Here is a 14532-nt window from a genome sequence, read left to right as displayed (position 1 = left end):
TGGGCTTGGGGTCGAGATGTGTCGACCGGAGCGCGGGCGTGTGGTCAGATGGCGGCGCTCGGGCCGTGGAGGATGGCGCGCAGCCGGGACCCGATCCAGGCGCCGACCTGCGGCGATACGGCATTCCCGAAGCCATCGACCTGGGCGCTGGCGGGGCCCCAGACCTTGAAGCTGCCGCGGTAGTCGTTGAAGTCGACGTCGAAGCCGCAACCGCGGCCGATCTCGGGCGGCTTCATCATCCGGTAGAAGCAGTCTTCGAGCGGCAGGTCGGCGAGCGTGGACTGCCACTGGGCCATGAGCAGCGCGGTCGTGTCGCGGGCGGTGAGGGTGCCGAGCGGGTCGGTGAGCGGGTGAGGCGCGGTTTCGGATCCGGTGGAGCCGTTCTGCTTGTACCAACCGGCGGCCGTCAGCAGCCCTGGGATCTGCTCCGAGGTGAACGTCGGCATCGGCTGGCCGTGCACCGTGGGCACTGTGTTCTTCCGGTACGGGATGACACCGGAGGACACCACCGCGAGGGTCTCCGATCCGACCTGGGTGGGCAGCGGCTCGCGCACACTGCGCGGTGCGCCCTGATAGTTGACGACCGCGAGCGCGGTCGGCGCCATGGTCTGGCCTGCGGGCTGATGCCACAGCGGCTCGACGACCGGGCCCGTCGACAAGACCGCTGTCTCCTGCTGGCTGGTCTGCGTCGCTATCGGCTGCAACGGAAGCCGCTCCCAACCGTGCACGCCCTTCGCTGGCATGAGCACTGGGGGGAAGTCGGCGAACCTTTGGCGGCACCTCTCCGCACGCTCCATCGACGATCGCGCGAGCGGCCCCACGAAGCCGTCCTTGAATGTCTTGATCGGCTTGTCGCCAATGCGGACCCCGAGGTCGGTGAGGTCGAGCGCGGTGAGCGACGGTGCCATCGGGGGGACCACTTCGCGGCGGCAGTGGGGGCACCGGTAGTCGTACTGCTTGCCGTAGCTCACCGACCCGGACAGCGGGATCCCTGTGCGCCACGTCCACACCGCTTCCACGTCCTTGTCGCAGCCGTGGCATCGCGACACCGGCCGGTGCTCCAGGTCGGGCTCGGGCAGGGACTTGTCCCAGAAGATCCAGTAGCCCCGGTTCCGTGACTGCGGCACGCCGAAGAACTGCGAGTTCAGGTACAGCACCTTGTGCCGGTAGCCGAGCTTGTCGAACTCGGCGAGCCACCACCGGTATGTGCTCCCGTCGCCGACCTTCTTGCGCCCGGGAACCGCCGGCCCCCACGAGCTGAGTTCGGTGGTGCACTCGACAAGAATGAGCCGGGGGTGATGCTGGGCGGCGTAGTGGAGGACACAGTTCGCGGTGGCCCGGTCCCGCTCGGACCGCGTCACCCGCGCCTCGTAGTCGGGGTCGTCCAGCTCGAACAGGCCCACGCCCTGCTCGTATGCCCGGAGCGTGTTCGCCTGGCTGTGGTTGACGCAGCTCACGCCCGCGGCCAGAAGGTCGGCCGAGGGGAGGTCTCGGACGGAGTGGTAGTCGGCTGCCTCGGGGTCGACCAGGTTGGCGATCCAGTGCTCGGCGTGCGAGTAGTTCGTCTCGTGGACCTGGACTTTGTACGGGTTGTGATTCGCGGCCATGATCGTGGTGAACCCGGCGTCCTCGATGCCGCCGGTGAGGCCACCGAAGCCGGAGAACAGGTCGCACGCGACGTAGTCGTCGTGGCGGAACCGGCGCCGTCTGGTGGCTGGCCGATGCGTAGCGGTGCGTGGCCGCGTCTTGGACGGGCGGCCCATCAGGCGGTGTTCCTCTCCGGGACGGGCTGGGCGAGGGTGTAGAGGCGTATGAGGGCGCCGGGTTTGTCGAGGGCGTCGGGGTGCTCGCCGGGGTACGTCTTGACGTGGTGGGCCTCGATCACCCGGCTGTCGTCCTCCCACGCCGTGGCCTTGGTGATCGCGTCGAACGTGGACCGCGCGAGCTTGTCGACGTCGGGGTACACGGCCGGGTAGGTGCGTTTCCGCTTCGGCGCGGTCTTCGGCTTGGGCATGGTGAACACGACGTGCGCGTACACGGGGCCGAGGGCCTTGCGGGCGCGGCCGCGGGCGAGGGCCTGGCGGACGATGAGCGTCACCGCGTCCATCCATGCGTCGAGGTATGGGGAGGACTCCGCCATGACGGTGACCAGACGGCCGTTCTTGCCGCGCCGGAAGCCGACGGGGTCCTTGCTGCCCTTGGGGGCGGGTCGGCCGTGGACGACGACGTTGACGGCCGGGACCGCGTCCCACTCGTAGGCAGGTAAGGGGGCCGGGGCGGTCACGAATCCTCCCGGCCGGGCTCGGTCGCCGTGCGGTCGCGCTGCGCTTCGGCGGCCAGGAACGCGTCCGTGACGTCGGTCCAGTCGGTGAACTCGTCCTCGTCGCGGAAGTCGCCGTGCCACCCGGCGCCGGGCTCACCGGTACGGGCCCATCCGATGGCGCGCAGGTGGCCCCGGTCGGGGTGGCGGGTGACGTGCTCGACTCGGAAGTAGGTCGTTACCTCGGGCGCGGTGAAGCCTGTGCCGTTGGTGTAGACGCGGTCGCGCTGGAAGAAGGTGGCGGGCTGCTCGTTGTCCGGGTCAGGCTCAACGAGAAGGAGGCCGAGGGCTTCGCGGTGTTCGTCGTCGAGGAAGAGCGCGACGGGCTGGCCGGTGTCGGTGAGGCAGCAGACGATCGTGTCCGTGTCCTCCCCGCTGGGGTGCGTGACGAGCCGGTCCCAGTGCACGGTGAGCGGGGTCAGGTCTCCGGTGGCGTCCTCGGCGGCAGGCTTGTTGGCGCGCAGCCGCTCGTTCTCGGCTTCGCGGTCCAGGAGGCGGCGTAGGACAGGGGCCATGCGGTCGCCCATGTAGCCCGCGAGGTTGTGGCGGGACAGGTCTTCCCACTGCGGGTGGTCGTTCTCGCGGCGGTCGCGGATCAGCGCGCCGAGAGTCATGACGAGCGAGTCGGGGACGGGCTCGACGTCGCCGAGGAGGGCTGCAAGCTCTGCGCGCTGGTTGGCGTTGAGCGGTCTGGTGCCGTTGTCCGGGGTGGTGGTCATGTTGCTGGGGTCCTTCGGTTGGGGCCGGGCCGCCGCGGTCGAGGTGGCGGCCCGGCGCTGCGGGAGAGTCACGCCGTGGCGGCGTGCTCGGTGTTGCGGTGGGCGAGGGCGATCCGGGCGGCGGTCACGCCGAGGTCGAAGCCCTGGGCCTCGATCCGGTCGGCCCCGGCTCGGGCGGCGTTGTGGAGGCGTTCGGCGTGCGCGTCGAGGGCGGGCAGCGGGTAGCCGCCGGCTGCGGTGTTGAAGGCCCGCTGGAAGGCCGTGCGCATCAGCCGCTCGGCGACGGCGCTTTCCTGGCGGGCGGCGGCCCGGTCGAGCGGGACGAATGCGGGGTGGTTGGTGGGCAGGACAATGAGCCAGAGGCCGGCGCGGTCTACCGTCTCGGTGTTGAGGCGGTAGTAGCGGTGGCCGTCGTCGCTGCGGCACGCGACCAGGTGGCCCGCGCTGGCGAGGTGGGCCAGGTCCTTTCGGGCGACGGCGCGGCTCGGTCCGTCGCCTTCGGGAGTGCGGTACCAGGCGGTCCACACGCTGCTGGTGGTGACGGTGCTGCTGGGGCGGTGGGCTTCGCGGTTGCGGTCCCACTGGTCCCACAGGAGGCGCAGGAGGCGGGCGCGGCGCCGGTTCAGAGGCGGCCGGGTTTCGGGCATGACGGAGGTACTCCTCGCTGGCTGGTGCTGGTGGAGGTGGCCGGGCGGGCGGGAGCACAGTTGGGGGGTGTGCTCGACCGGGCCCCGCCCGGCCTGGGGCCCCGGACTCGACCGGCCAGGGGGAGCCGGGAGTCCGGGGGGTCCGGGGATGGCTAGTCGTCGTGCGGGCGGCAGTGGGCGCAGTGCAGGCGGCCGTTGGTCTCGGTGACGTGCGCGCCGTCGAGGATGTCGCGGCAGTCGTAGCACTGGGCGAGTTCGTGGCCGGGGCTGACTGTGATGCCGAGGGCTGCGGCGGTCGCCCAGGTGATGAGTGCGCGGGTGGCCGCGTCGGTTTCTGTGGGCTCGGGCTCGATGAGTCCGTCAGTGAGTCCGAGGTGGACGAGGGCCCGCTTGGCGAGGGCGCGCTGAGAGGGGGTCAGTTCGACGAGGGCGACGCTATGGCGGGTACGTGAGGTGGGGGACGCTTTGTGCGTGATGGACATTGACGCTCCACTTGGGTTGGTACGCCTGACCTGGGAGACGTGCGTCTTCCCAGGTCAGGCTCCTTGTCGGCGGAGTAAAGCTTACCAGTTTTCAATGCGGCCGCAATTAAAAAGGGTGAGCGGATCCGGGCACCAAGAAGCCCCGGCCGTTGAGGGGGATACGGCCGGGGCTTGACGTACGTGCGGAGCGGTCAGCTTCTTCTCTTGCGTGGCGGCGGGATCTCGGGGTGCCAGCCCCGGTGGATGTCGCGGTGGAACTCCAGGACGGCCGTGAGCGAGACCAGTTCAGCGCGTACGCCGGGACGGCGGTACGTGGCAAGGCCGGAGTCCCGGGCCTTGCGCGCCAGGTCCCGCTCGCTCATGGGGTACGGAGTGCGCTGAGTGGCTGCGGCGGCCTTCGCCCAGGTCGTCAGGTCGTTCGGTATGGACGAGATGAAAGCGCGAGTGGGGCAGCACGGGCCGTCGGTCGGGCGGCTGGGGGTTGCCGGGGGCTTGTCGTTGGAGGCCAGCATGGGAGTGGCGCCTTCTCCAGGGCTTGCGGTGGCGGGTCAGGCGGTCCTGGGGTAGCGGTCGGCGAGGTGATGGGCGGCGATCCGCTCGAGCGTCCATCGTCGCGGCCGGCCGGCGGCGGGCGGCTCAGTGTCCCCCTGGTCGTGCACGGGGTCGGGGTCGTGGGCGCACCGCAGGTTGCAGCATTCGGCTCGCCAACGGCCCTTGCCGCGGCTGGGCACCAGGCTCCAGCACAGACACTTCGGGCAGGAGATGCGCCCGAGGGCGTCATCGCTGTCGCCAAGGGTGAGGGCGACCTGGAGAGAGGAGGCGAGCTGCCGAGTCTCATACTCCGCCGCGGTCTCGGGGTGGCGGACAGCGATGGCAGCCGCGTAGGCGGCCAGGGCGGTGCGGCCGGCGGGGATGTCCTCCGGTCGGCCGTGCGCGCGGGCGAAGTCTTCCAGCGAGGCGTCGTGATCGAGCGCCAGGTCATAGACGGTGAGGTTCAGGGGCTGACCGGCGCTGGTGCGGGTGGCACGCCGGTGGGCCAAGGTCCCCAGGTCGGGTGAGGTCGAACCGGAGGCCACCCAGTAGCGGTCCGCGGCTGCTCGGTAGGCGATGTCGCGTCCGTGCGGTGGAGCATCGGCCTTCTGGCCCGATGCGTCATGCATGACTTATCCCCCCAGATGAAACGATGTCAGCGATCCTGGCGTCCCTCCAGAGCCCGCAAGCGGACTCTGGAGGGCGGACATGCTCGGCAGGAACGCGGGACGGTCTTCCGGTCGCCGATCTTGGTCATGAATGGGTCTGGCAGACCCAACGCCACCAAGGCGAGCCGCCGGCATACCACTTTCCGCAGCGACACGGACACCCCCCGGCGTCCTCAGCAGCTATGCGGTTACCCCCAGGTAGTGTCTGCAGGAGTGAGCGGAGTCGAATCAGCGTCCGCCGCGGGCAGGATGTCCTGGCTCCTTGCGTCCGTGGCTGCCACAGCTCCCCACCACGAGTCTGCGGGCTGGGTGGCGGCCGTGGAGCCGAGGACAAGGAGCGCCCCTCCGAGGGCGACAGCTCCAAGGACGCGGAACAGCTTGGTCTTGATCATCGTGTTTTGCTCCCTGCGTTGGCTGATGATCCATCGCCTGGCCCCGCCACAGGCAGGGACCGTTTCGCGGACCGCCAATCCAACAAAAGCCGAACTAAACCGGCGAGTAAGTTTCTTTGACAAAAGGGAACCTACCTGCCCGGATATGCGTGCTCACTCATGGACGGCGCGTTCCGCTGCTGCATACGCTGGCTGTTCACCGGAAGCAAGATCAAGCCAAGCACGTCTACGGATGTACGAACTTCGGAAACACGAAGGCGCAAAAGTGTTCAAAAACGAACTGCCGGGTCGGTTTCGCAAACTGTCCGACGAGGCGCGCGGGTTGTACGAGCGCATGGCCCAGGGGCTGACTCCGGAGGACGGCGAACCTGGCCTCCAGGAGCTTCTGGACGTCGGGCTGGCATTCTTCGAGCCCATTCACGGCTCGTACGCCCCGACGAATCCGGCGCTAGCTGAGCAGCGGGTCCTCGCCGCTGTACGCGATCAGATCGACCAAGCTCTGGCGCTCACACAGGCGTTCCCAGAGCTCGGCCTTCTCTTTCAGGACGGCAGGCGGCGGAACAGGGGAAGCGAGTTCCTCGAGCCCAAGCTCGTCAACGCGCGCATCGCCGAGTCGATGGACACGGCAAAGGCGGAGATCTACGCGGCACAACCAGGCAGACGCACCGCTGACTCGCTCCAGCGATCCCACGGCCGCGACATGGCGGCCCTGCGCCGCGACGTCACCTGGCGAACCCTCTACAGCAACAACGAACGCACCAACCCAGCCACCCGCCAGCGCGTCGAGACGATGCGCGCTGAAGGCGCGCACGTGCGCACGCTCACTGAGCCCTTCCACCGGTTCATCGTCATCGACCGCCGCGAGGCCTACATCGGTGACTTTTCCCTGGCCGACGCACCGCCGCTTTCAGCCTGGCATATCACCGATGCGGCCGTAGCAGCCTTCCTCGCTGAGCTGTTTGACCAGATGTGGGCACGGGCGGACGACTGGTCGGAATCGGCGCGACCGAAGAGCACGTCTCGCATCGACAAGACGCTCCGAACCATCCTCGACCTGCTGAGCAACGGCTGGACTCAGAAGCAGATCGCCACACGCCTGGGAGTCAGCGACCGGGTAATCAACGGTCATCTCTCCACGCTGCGGCAGGAGCGCGACTTCAACACCAACGCCCAACTTGCCCACTGGTGGGCAACAGCTCCAGAACGGAGAGACGGCTAGGCCTTCCACCCATGGAGGGTAGTAACGCCACCAGGAAGGCCCTTATGCCCGCCGCAAAGCACCGCTGACCCAGACCGAACCCCTGCTGCGCGGTAGCCGACGACTGACCGCTGCGAGGGGCTGCGGAATCATTCCAGGCTCAGTGGCAGCGGCCCTAACGGAGGCCAGCCGCCACCGCGGGCTCGGGAAGGTGAGCGTGGCTGACCACTCCAGCCGCCCCCGCACCAGCGGGCACGATGGCTACCGGCTGCCGGTCATACCCCGTGCAACCGCTGGGGCGGCTTTCATCTCGCGCAGCAGCCCGACCACTTCAGTAGCCCCTGTGTAGTCGATACCGGCCTCAGGGTCCGGGGCCAGGCCTCGCGGCCCGCCGCCTTCCCGCAGGTACAACAGACCGGTCACCATGGCCTCCATCCGCTGCGCCACGATCTTCAGCACGTCCTCGATGGGGGCAGAGTCGTCGAGGCTCAAACCGTACTCGGCGAACACGGACTTCCAGAACTCCGCGGCCTGCGAATCTCCGGTGGTGTCGGGGCGCGGCGGCAGCATACGCCGCCGACTATTGAGGACCACCACGGGAGCGACACGTCCGTCTGAAGGTCCTGATCCCGGAGACTGCGCTGAGGGGTCGACCTCGCTAGCGGGCATGGGGGTGATCTCCGCTTCTCGGGCGCACATCAATCGAGGTAGATGCTGCATGGTCCGCAGCATCAATGATTGCGGGAAGACACCGCCTCCGCACTGACCTATGCCTCCGAAGCGCAACCCTGGTACCCAGTTGATTGTAGACGCAGGTTCCGGCAAAACGGTACTCCCCGCTCGGCGTTGGTGCGGGCCGTACAGCTCTGCACTCTATGGGATACAAGCGTAGAACGCCGCAGTCTGACTCCTCCTTTGACGTACACGGCTAGTACCGACTCGGTGGAGCCTCCGACATCGTTGCCGTCTTCGTCGAGCACGCGCAGTAGCGGACGCAGATCTCCCGCTCGGGGGTCAGCTGACGTAGCGCAGGACCCCGGTGTACACAGCGGCGGGCCGGCTACGCGGCGAAAGGGGCGACGGCGCTGGTCACGCCACTACAGCTCCTCCTGTGTGTCGTAGTGACGCGGCGGCGGGCGTTGCCGCGGCCACGCCGCTCGGTCAACACCGTAGACGTCCGGCATCACGGTCTCCTGATACGACAACCCGTCAAGGTAACTCGATGAATACGGTCGATGGGATCGGTGCCTGCTTTACGTGGCGTACGGACGAGTTGCCGCACATCTGTGCGGTCCCCTCCTCCGGTCAGGGGGCGGCCCGGGATGAACCGGCCTCGCCGGGGATGGGTGAGAGCTTGGCCGGGTCCGGCCACCGCGAGTTCAAGAGGGCGAGTGAGCCATCGAGGCCATCCCGACGACAGGCCCCAGGCGAAGCCTGAAGTTAGCTGAATCTCTACGGCGCTGTCGGTGTCAGGTTGACACCGACAGCGATGGCTCATCTCGCAAAAAGCGCTGAAACATGGGGGGTGTCTCCCCTGTCCTGCTGTCCTGGCGGCGCGTTGACCTGCAGGAACGACCATGACGGGCGGTTAAGGCGACTGTCCCGGCTGTCCCGCCCCCTCCAATGTTTCAGCCAACGGACAGGGCGGTAGGTAGTCACGGGCGCATGGGTGACGGAGGCGCACCGCAGCGTACGGCCTGGCCGTGCGGGACAGCAGGACACGCGAGACAGTCCAGGCGTGAGCGCCGGCAGCACACGGACATACGGATTACCTGCAACCAGCAGTTGGGTAACAAGATTGAAGGCCGAGGCCGCCTGGTCAGCGGCTAATCCCCTTTCGACAGGAAAGAGGATCGTGTTCAACAACGTGCACAATACGGCCGTCTAGCCTCGTGGCGCCGGTACACCAGCCGGAGTTCATCGGCGCACGGGACTTCACCCCGCGGCGTAAGCGTGGGCAATACACGGGCAGATGGACTGCGTCGATCGGCAGAGGGGATAGCTCGAACCTGGGCGATGATCTCCTGACCTGCGTCGTAACGCCTGGAGCCTCCGCCGTGAGCCGTCCACGGCAAGGCGCGACGATGTCCCCCGATTCGATGTCGGTGCAGTAGGCGTCGAACACCTCGGCCGCGGTCAGGGGGCGGAGTCCCTCTCCGCGCAGCCGCCAGCCGTAGACGCGGTCGGTCGTACCGGGGGAACTGGTGCGCATCACCAGGCCTCCCGCGCTTTGGGTGGCGATGCCGAAGGCGAGGACGGTCGTGAACTCCAGGGCTTCCGTCTCGTCGAGCCGGGTCTCGCCGTGGACGTCGTCGTCGGCCTGCAGGACGGCCACGAGGGTCTCGGGTGCCGCCGAGGCGCTGCACACCAGGTGGTGCTCGCCCGGGTCGGCGGTGTCGAGGATCCGCAGGAGCAGGTCCGCGGCGCGGGCGAAGGCGGCGCGGCCGATGTCCTCTCCGCAGGTCGCGCAGGGGCCGAGGCCGGTCAGGACGGTGCTCGCGTAGTGCCAGGTGGCCTGGCGTACGGCCTCGTCGATGAGGTCGGGGACCAGTTCGTCGATGGTCTGTCCCTCGTAGGGAAGGACGGGGCCGGTGGTGGCGAGTTCGGCCGTGTAGCGGGTGCGGCTGGCCGGAGTGTCGGGTTCCAGGCCGGTCTCGTCGCAGAACTCGGCGTATTCCTCGGGGTCGAAGAGGGTCACGGTGGTGTGGCCGCCTTCGGACGCGCGGATCCGGAGCACGGCTTCCACCTGCCGTAGGTAGGACTCGTGGTCGTCGAAGGTGAAGGTGCGGTAGCGCCGCATCGCGGTGAAGTCCTGCTCGTCGGTGAGCAGGCCGATGGTGCCCGCGATCTCGCGGCGCAGGTCGCGGCGCGTGGAGTACTGCGTGGTGTTCGCCATGGGGTCCCCCTGTGCGTGCGGTCGATCACTGTTCACAGACAGTAACCGGCGCTACTGACAACGCCCCGGGATCAGGGCGTCGGGGCTGGTCAGGCGCGTTTGCGGGCCAGGTCCTCGTAGAAGCGCAGGAGGTCCAGGTCGTCCACCGAGCCGGGGTTGACGGCCTTGGCCAGGGGGGTGCCCTGCAGGAGGCGTTTGACGGGTACCTCGATGCGTTTGCCGGTGAGGGTGTGCGGGACTCCGGGTACCTCGATGACCTCGTCGGGTACGTGGCGGGGTGAGAGTTGCTCTCGAATGGTCGTCTTGATGCGCTGGAGGAGGGTGTCGTCCAGTGTGGCGCCGGGGGCGAGGTGGACGAACAGGGGCATCCAGTAGCCGCCGTCGGGTTGTTCGATGCCGATGACGAGGGACTCGCGGATCTCGGGGAGGCGCTCGACGGCTTCGTAGATGTCGGCCGAACCCATGCGGACGCCCTGGCGGTTGAGGGTGGAGTCGGAGCGTCCGTGGATGACGACGGAGCCGCGGGAGGTGACGGTGATCCAGTCGCCGTGGCGCCAGACTCCGGGGTAGGTGTCGAAGTAGCTGTCGTGGTAGCGACTGCCGTCCGGGTCGTTCCAGAAGCGGATGGGCATGGACGGCATGGGGTTGGTGACGACGAGTTCGCCGACCTCGTCGATGAGGGGTTTGCCGCTGGGGTCCCAGGACTGCAGGTCGGTGCCGAGGCCGGGTGCCTGGAGTTCGCCGATGTGCACCGGGAGCGTGGGGACGGCTCCGGCGAAGCAGGAGCAGACGTCGGTGCCGCCGCTGACGGAGGCGATCCAAAGGTCCGCCCCGGCTTCCGCGAACTCGTCGTGCAGCCAGCGGAAGCCGTCGGGCGGGAGGGGGGAGCCGGTGGTGCCGACGCACTGGACGCGGGAGAGGTCGTGGTCGCGGGCGGGGTGGATGCCGGCCTTGCGGCAGGCCATGACGTAGGCGGCGGAGGTGCCGAAGAGGGTGGCTCCGGTGCGTTCGGCGACGCGCCACTGGGCTCCGGTCTCGGGGTATCCGGGGCTGCCGTCGTAGAGGACGATCGTGGTGCCGGTGAGCAGGCCGGAGACGAGGAAGTTCCACATCATCCAGCCGGTGGAGGTGTACCAGAAGAAGCGGTCCTCGGGGCCTAGGTCGCAGTGCAGGCCGAGTTGCTTGAGGTGTTCGACGAGGATGCCGCCCTGGGACTGGACGATGGCCTTGGGCAGGCCGGTCGTGCCGGAGGAGTAGAGCACCCACAGGGGGTGGTCGAACGGGACCTGTTCGAAGACGGGTGCCACGTCGGCGGAGGTCAGCGCGGACCATTCCAGGGCGCCGTCGGGGGCTTCGGTGCCGAGCAGCGGGATGTGTACGACGGCGCGCAGGGTGGGCAGTTCGCGGCGGAGTTCGGAGACGGTGTCGCGGCGGTCGTGCTCCTTGCCGCCGTAGCGGTAGCCGTCGACGGTGAACAGGACGACGGGCTCGACCTGTTGGAAGCGGTCGAGGACGCTGCGGGCGCCGAAGTCGGGGGCGCAGGACGTCCAGACGCCGCCCACTGCGGCGGTGGCGAGGAGCGCGACGACGGCTTGGGGGATGTTGGGGAGGTAGCCGCTGACGCGGTCTCCGGGACGTACGCCGAGGGCGCGCAGTTCGGCGGCGAGGGAGCCTACCTGGCGGTTGAGTTCGGTCCAGCTGACGGGGCGTGGCTGGTGGGTTTCGTCGACGTACAGCAGGGCCGGTTCGTCCGCGCGCGTCGCGGTGGCGCGCAGGGCGTGCTCGGCGTAGTTGAGAGTGGCTCCGGGGAACCACTCGGCGCCCGGCATGGAGCGGTCGCCGATTACGCGCGCGTAGGGCGTCGCGAATCGAACGTCGAACCATTCGGTGACGGCTTTCCAGAACGTGTCCGGTTCGGCCACGGACCAGGCGTGGAGGGCCGGGTAGCCGCCGTCGGCCGGGGCTCCGTGGTGTTCTGCGGCCCAGGCCTGGAAAGCGGTGATGCGTGCCCGGGCAATGCGTTCTGGGTCGGGCTGCCAGAGCGGTGAGGGGTTAGCTGCGGTCATGGTGCGGCTCCCGGACTGTACGCGTCGTGTGCGTGGTGCGCGCATGTGCTGGGTGTGCGCGTCACGCGGCTGACACGGACGATGCCATGTGATCGACTTCGGCACCAGAGCCACGCCAGTCGTGGTGGATCTCGCTCTGTGCGTCCACGTCATGAAGATCTGGCCCTGCAATGGGTGAACGGCAGTTGAACGGCTCACCCTTTCGGGGCGGGCGGTGGCAGGGTGAGCAGCATGGACGGTCGTGACCTGGTGCGTTCGGTGAAGGTGGTCGGCTCGGCGGGGGCGGCGCAGGGGCTGATGCGGGTGCGGGCCGCCTGGCGCAGAAGGCGCGCCGACGCCGCCGGACTTCCCGCGCGCGGAGCCGAGCGGGCCCGGGTGCCCGGCGCGGTGCGGGGCGTGGAGCCGGGGCCGGGCGGCGGTGTCGTGCGGTTCGCCCGTTCGGAACTGCGCGTCATGGTCGCGGTCAACGGTGCCGTCTTCTGGGGCTGGGACGGGGCCACTGCGGAGCCGTCGTACGCGCTGGCGGGCGGGTGTCCGGAGCCGGATCCGCGGGCCGTGCTCGAGCCGGACACGGACGGCGGCTGGCGTGTGGTGGCGGAGCGGGTCACGGTGGCCGTCTCGCGGCACGGCGCGGTCGAGGTGAGCACTCCGGGGGGTGTGACGCTGCGGCGTGAGCTGCCGCCGCGGTGGTGGGAGCCGGTCGGTGGGGGCGCGGCGCGCTGGATGCAGCGCGCCGAGGTGGCCGCGGACGCGCGGTTCTTCGGTCTGGGCGGTCGGGCGTCGGGGCCGCGGTTGCGGGACGGGACGTACCGGCTGTGGAACACCGATCCCGGGCGGGCGTTCGCGCCTGGTGACGATCCGTTGTACATCACCATGCCGGTGCAGGTGGTGGTGGCGGACGCGGCGACGCATCTGGCGTTCTACGACACCACCTGGGACGGCACCCTGGTGCTGCGGGAGGGCGAGGAGGGGGCCGGTTCGGGGCACGACCGGCCGGGGACGAGCGAAGTCCGGGCGGACGGCGGTCCGTTGCGCTGCTGGCTGATGGCGGGCCCGCCCGCGCGCGTGCTGCACACCTGGGCCTCGCTGACGGGTGCGCCGGCGCTGCCGCCGGCCTGGGCGCTGGGCCACCACCACGCGCGGTGGGGCTTCGGTGACGAGCAGGAGGTGCGGCGGATCGTCGACGGCTACCGGGTCCGCGGCCTGCCGCTGGACGCGGTCCACCTGGACATCGACCACTACGAGGCGCACCAGGTGTTCACGGTCGACAAGGAGCGCTTCCCGAAACTGCCGACGCTGGCCGAGGACTTGCGGCGGGAGGGGATCCGTCTGGTCTCGATCGTCGATCCGGCGGTGAAGGCGGAGCGCGGCAATGCCGTGTTCGACGGCGGGAGGGCCGAGAACGCGTTCGTTCGGGAGGCGTCCGGGCGGCTCGCCCGGGGTGTCGTGTGGGCCGGTGAGTCGGTCTATCCGGACTTCACGCACGCGCGCGTGCGTGCGTGGTGGGGTGGGCTGTACGCGGAACGGCTCGCGCAGGGGTTCGCGGGTTTCTGGCACGACATGAACGAACCGGTGTCGTTCACGGCCTTCGGGGAGTCCACGCTGCCGCGTTCGGCCCGGCACGACCTGGAGGGGCGGGGCGGTGACCACCGTGAGGCCCACAACGTGTACGGGCTGTGCATGGCGCGGGCGGGGTACGAGGGGCTGCGGAGGCTGGTCCCCCAGGAGAGGCCGTTTCTGTTCTCGCGTTCCGGGTGGGCCGGGATGCAGCGCTACGGAGGGACCTGGTCCGGGGATGTGGCGACGGGCTGGCCGGGGCTGCGGGCGTCGCTGTCCCTGGTGCTGGGTCTCGGGCTGTGCGGGGTCCCGTACTCGGGCCCCGATGTGGGCGGTTTCGACGGGAGTCCGTCTCCGGAGCTGTATCTGCGCTGGTTGCAGCTGGCCGCGTATCTGCCGCTGTTCCGCACCCATGCTGCGCTGCGCGCTGGGCGGCGGGAGCCCTGGGAGTTCGGGGACGAGGTTCTCGGGCACGCGCGCGTGGCGCTCGTCGAACGCCGGCGGTTGCTGCCGTACTTCATGACGCTGGCGCATCTGGCCCGGCGGACGGGAGCGCCCTATGTGCGACCGGTGTGGTGGGGGGCTCCCGAGGACCGTGCGCTGCGGGACTGCGAGGACGCCTTCCTGCTGGGTGATGCCCTGCTGGTGGCCCCCGTGCTGGGTCCGGGCGCGGACCGGCGTGCGGTGCAGCTGCCGCGCGGGCGCTGGTACGACACCGTGACGGAGCAGGTGTACGACGGTCCCGGGCAGGTGCTCGTCGATGCCCCGTTGTCCCGGATCCCGGTACTCGCGCGCGCGGGTGCGGTGCTGCCGGTGCGGGGTGCGGACGACGGGCTGGAGCTGGAGGCGTGGGCGCCCCGTCGGGGGCGTTCCGGGGGTGGGCTCCTGATGCCGGACAAGGGCGACGGGTGGGACGAGCCGGAGGTCGAACGGTATGTGTCCCGCTGGGAGGGCCGACAGGTGATCGTCGAGCGGGAGGCGGAGGGCGGCGCGGTGGCGCCGTCGTATCCGGTGCGGGTGCGGGGGCTCGGCTAGTGCTGTGGCCGGAAAGGTTTG

At 69.5% G+C, this 14532-nt stretch carries 11 protein-coding genes and 1 pseudogene; 2 read left to right on the top strand and 10 right to left on the bottom strand.

The annotated features are described in order from the left end of the window. Positions 1-44: 44 nt before the first annotated feature. From EF387_RS23135 to EF387_RS23105, 7 genes are all read right to left on the bottom strand, one after another. Positions 45-1763: a DNA cytosine methyltransferase gene (locus tag EF387_RS23135; RefSeq protein WP_128378502.1), complete on the bottom strand. Its 1719-nt coding sequence runs from the start codon at positions 1761-1763 to the stop codon at positions 45-47. Beyond that, positions 1763-2284: a RusA family crossover junction endodeoxyribonuclease gene (locus EF387_RS23130; RefSeq protein WP_128378501.1), complete on the bottom strand. Its 522-nt coding sequence runs from the start codon at positions 2282-2284 to the stop codon at positions 1763-1765. Before EF387_RS23130 ends, EF387_RS23135 begins: the two co-directional genes overlap by 1 nt. After that, a complete protein-coding gene (locus EF387_RS23125) occupies positions 2281-3039 on the bottom strand; it encodes a hypothetical protein (RefSeq protein ID WP_128378500.1) in 759 nt (252 codons plus the stop codon). The genes EF387_RS23130 and EF387_RS23125 overlap by 4 nt, the downstream gene beginning before the upstream one ends. A gap of 68 nt (positions 3040-3107) precedes the next feature. Beyond that, entirely contained in the window at positions 3108-3686 is a 579-nt protein-coding gene (locus tag EF387_RS23120; RefSeq protein WP_128378499.1) for a hypothetical protein, read from the bottom strand. Positions 3687-3838: 152 nt separating this feature from the next. Continuing rightward, on the bottom strand, positions 3839-4168 hold the full coding sequence (locus EF387_RS23115; RefSeq protein WP_128378498.1) for a hypothetical protein: 330 nt from the start codon (positions 4166-4168) through the stop codon (positions 3839-3841). Positions 4169-4359: 191 nt separating this feature from the next. After that, complete coding sequence (locus tag EF387_RS23110) at positions 4360-4680, bottom strand: hypothetical protein (RefSeq protein WP_128378497.1); 321 nt, start codon at positions 4678-4680, stop codon at positions 4360-4362. A 36-nt stretch (positions 4681-4716) separates the two neighbouring features. Beyond that, positions 4717-5328 (bottom strand): hypothetical protein, encoded by a 612-nt coding sequence (locus EF387_RS23105; protein ID WP_128378496.1) that lies wholly within the window; start codon positions 5326-5328, stop codon positions 4717-4719. A gap of 696 nt (positions 5329-6024) precedes the next feature. Between EF387_RS23105 and EF387_RS23100 the strand changes: the two genes are divergently transcribed. Continuing rightward, positions 6025-6978, top strand: a complete 954-nt coding sequence (locus EF387_RS23100) for a helix-turn-helix domain-containing protein (RefSeq protein ID WP_155589780.1) — start codon at positions 6025-6027, stop codon at positions 6976-6978. A 240-nt stretch (positions 6979-7218) separates the two neighbouring features. Here the strand turns inward: EF387_RS23100 and EF387_RS23095 are convergent, their stop codons facing one another. The 3 genes and pseudogenes from EF387_RS23095 to EF387_RS23085 form a co-directional block, all read right to left on the bottom strand. Next, a complete protein-coding gene (locus EF387_RS23095) occupies positions 7219-7527 on the bottom strand; it encodes a hypothetical protein (protein ID WP_128378494.1) in 309 nt (102 codons plus the stop codon). A 1495-nt stretch (positions 7528-9022) separates the two neighbouring features. Then, positions 9023-9853: pseudogene (locus EF387_RS23090) on the bottom strand (hypothetical protein); the annotation flags it as partial. A gap of 89 nt (positions 9854-9942) precedes the next feature. Then, a complete protein-coding gene (locus EF387_RS23085; protein WP_128378493.1) occupies positions 9943-11919 on the bottom strand; it encodes an acetoacetate--CoA ligase in 1977 nt (658 codons plus the stop codon). 231 nt (positions 11920-12150) lie between these two features. Between EF387_RS23085 and EF387_RS23080 the strand changes: the two genes are divergently transcribed. After that, positions 12151-14511 carry a glycoside hydrolase family 31 protein gene (locus EF387_RS23080; RefSeq protein ID WP_128378492.1) on the top strand — a complete coding sequence of 787 codons (2361 nt, stop codon included), beginning with the start codon at positions 12151-12153 and terminating at the stop codon, positions 14509-14511. Positions 14512-14532: the final 21 nt, after the last annotated feature.

Source organism: Streptomyces cavernae (assembly GCF_004023625.1).
GTDB classification, from domain to species: domain Bacteria; phylum Actinomycetota; class Actinomycetes; order Streptomycetales; family Streptomycetaceae; genus Streptomyces; species Streptomyces cavernae.
Note: the sequence above shows the minus strand (reverse complement) of the source record. Positions and strands in the feature narration are given on the sequence as shown.

Excerpts from the sequence above, each read along its gene's own strand:
- EF387_RS23135 (WP_128378502.1), bottom strand. The coding sequence starts at position 1,763 with ATGGGCCGCCCGTCCAAGACGCGGCCACGCACCGCTACGCATCGGCCA.
- EF387_RS23125 (WP_128378500.1), bottom strand. The coding sequence starts at position 3,039 with ATGACCACCACCCCGGACAACGGCACCAGACCGCTCAACGCCAACCAG.
- EF387_RS23120 (WP_128378499.1), bottom strand. The coding sequence starts at position 3,686 with ATGCCCGAAACCCGGCCGCCTCTGAACCGGCGCCGCGCCCGCCTCCTG.
- EF387_RS23115 (WP_128378498.1), bottom strand. The coding sequence starts at position 4,168 with ATGTCCATCACGCACAAAGCGTCCCCCACCTCACGTACCCGCCATAGC.
- EF387_RS23110 (WP_128378497.1), bottom strand. The coding sequence starts at position 4,680 with ATGCTGGCCTCCAACGACAAGCCCCCGGCAACCCCCAGCCGCCCGACC.
- EF387_RS23105 (WP_128378496.1), bottom strand. The coding sequence starts at position 5,328 with ATGCATGACGCATCGGGCCAGAAGGCCGATGCTCCACCGCACGGACGC.
- EF387_RS23095 (WP_128378494.1), bottom strand. The coding sequence starts at position 7,527 with ATGCTGCCGCCGCGCCCCGACACCACCGGAGATTCGCAGGCCGCGGAG.
- EF387_RS23085 (WP_128378493.1), bottom strand. The coding sequence starts at position 11,919 with ATGACCGCAGCTAACCCCTCACCGCTCTGGCAGCCCGACCCAGAACGC.
- EF387_RS23080 (WP_128378492.1), top strand. The coding sequence starts at position 12,151 with ATGGACGGTCGTGACCTGGTGCGTTCGGTGAAGGTGGTCGGCTCGGCG.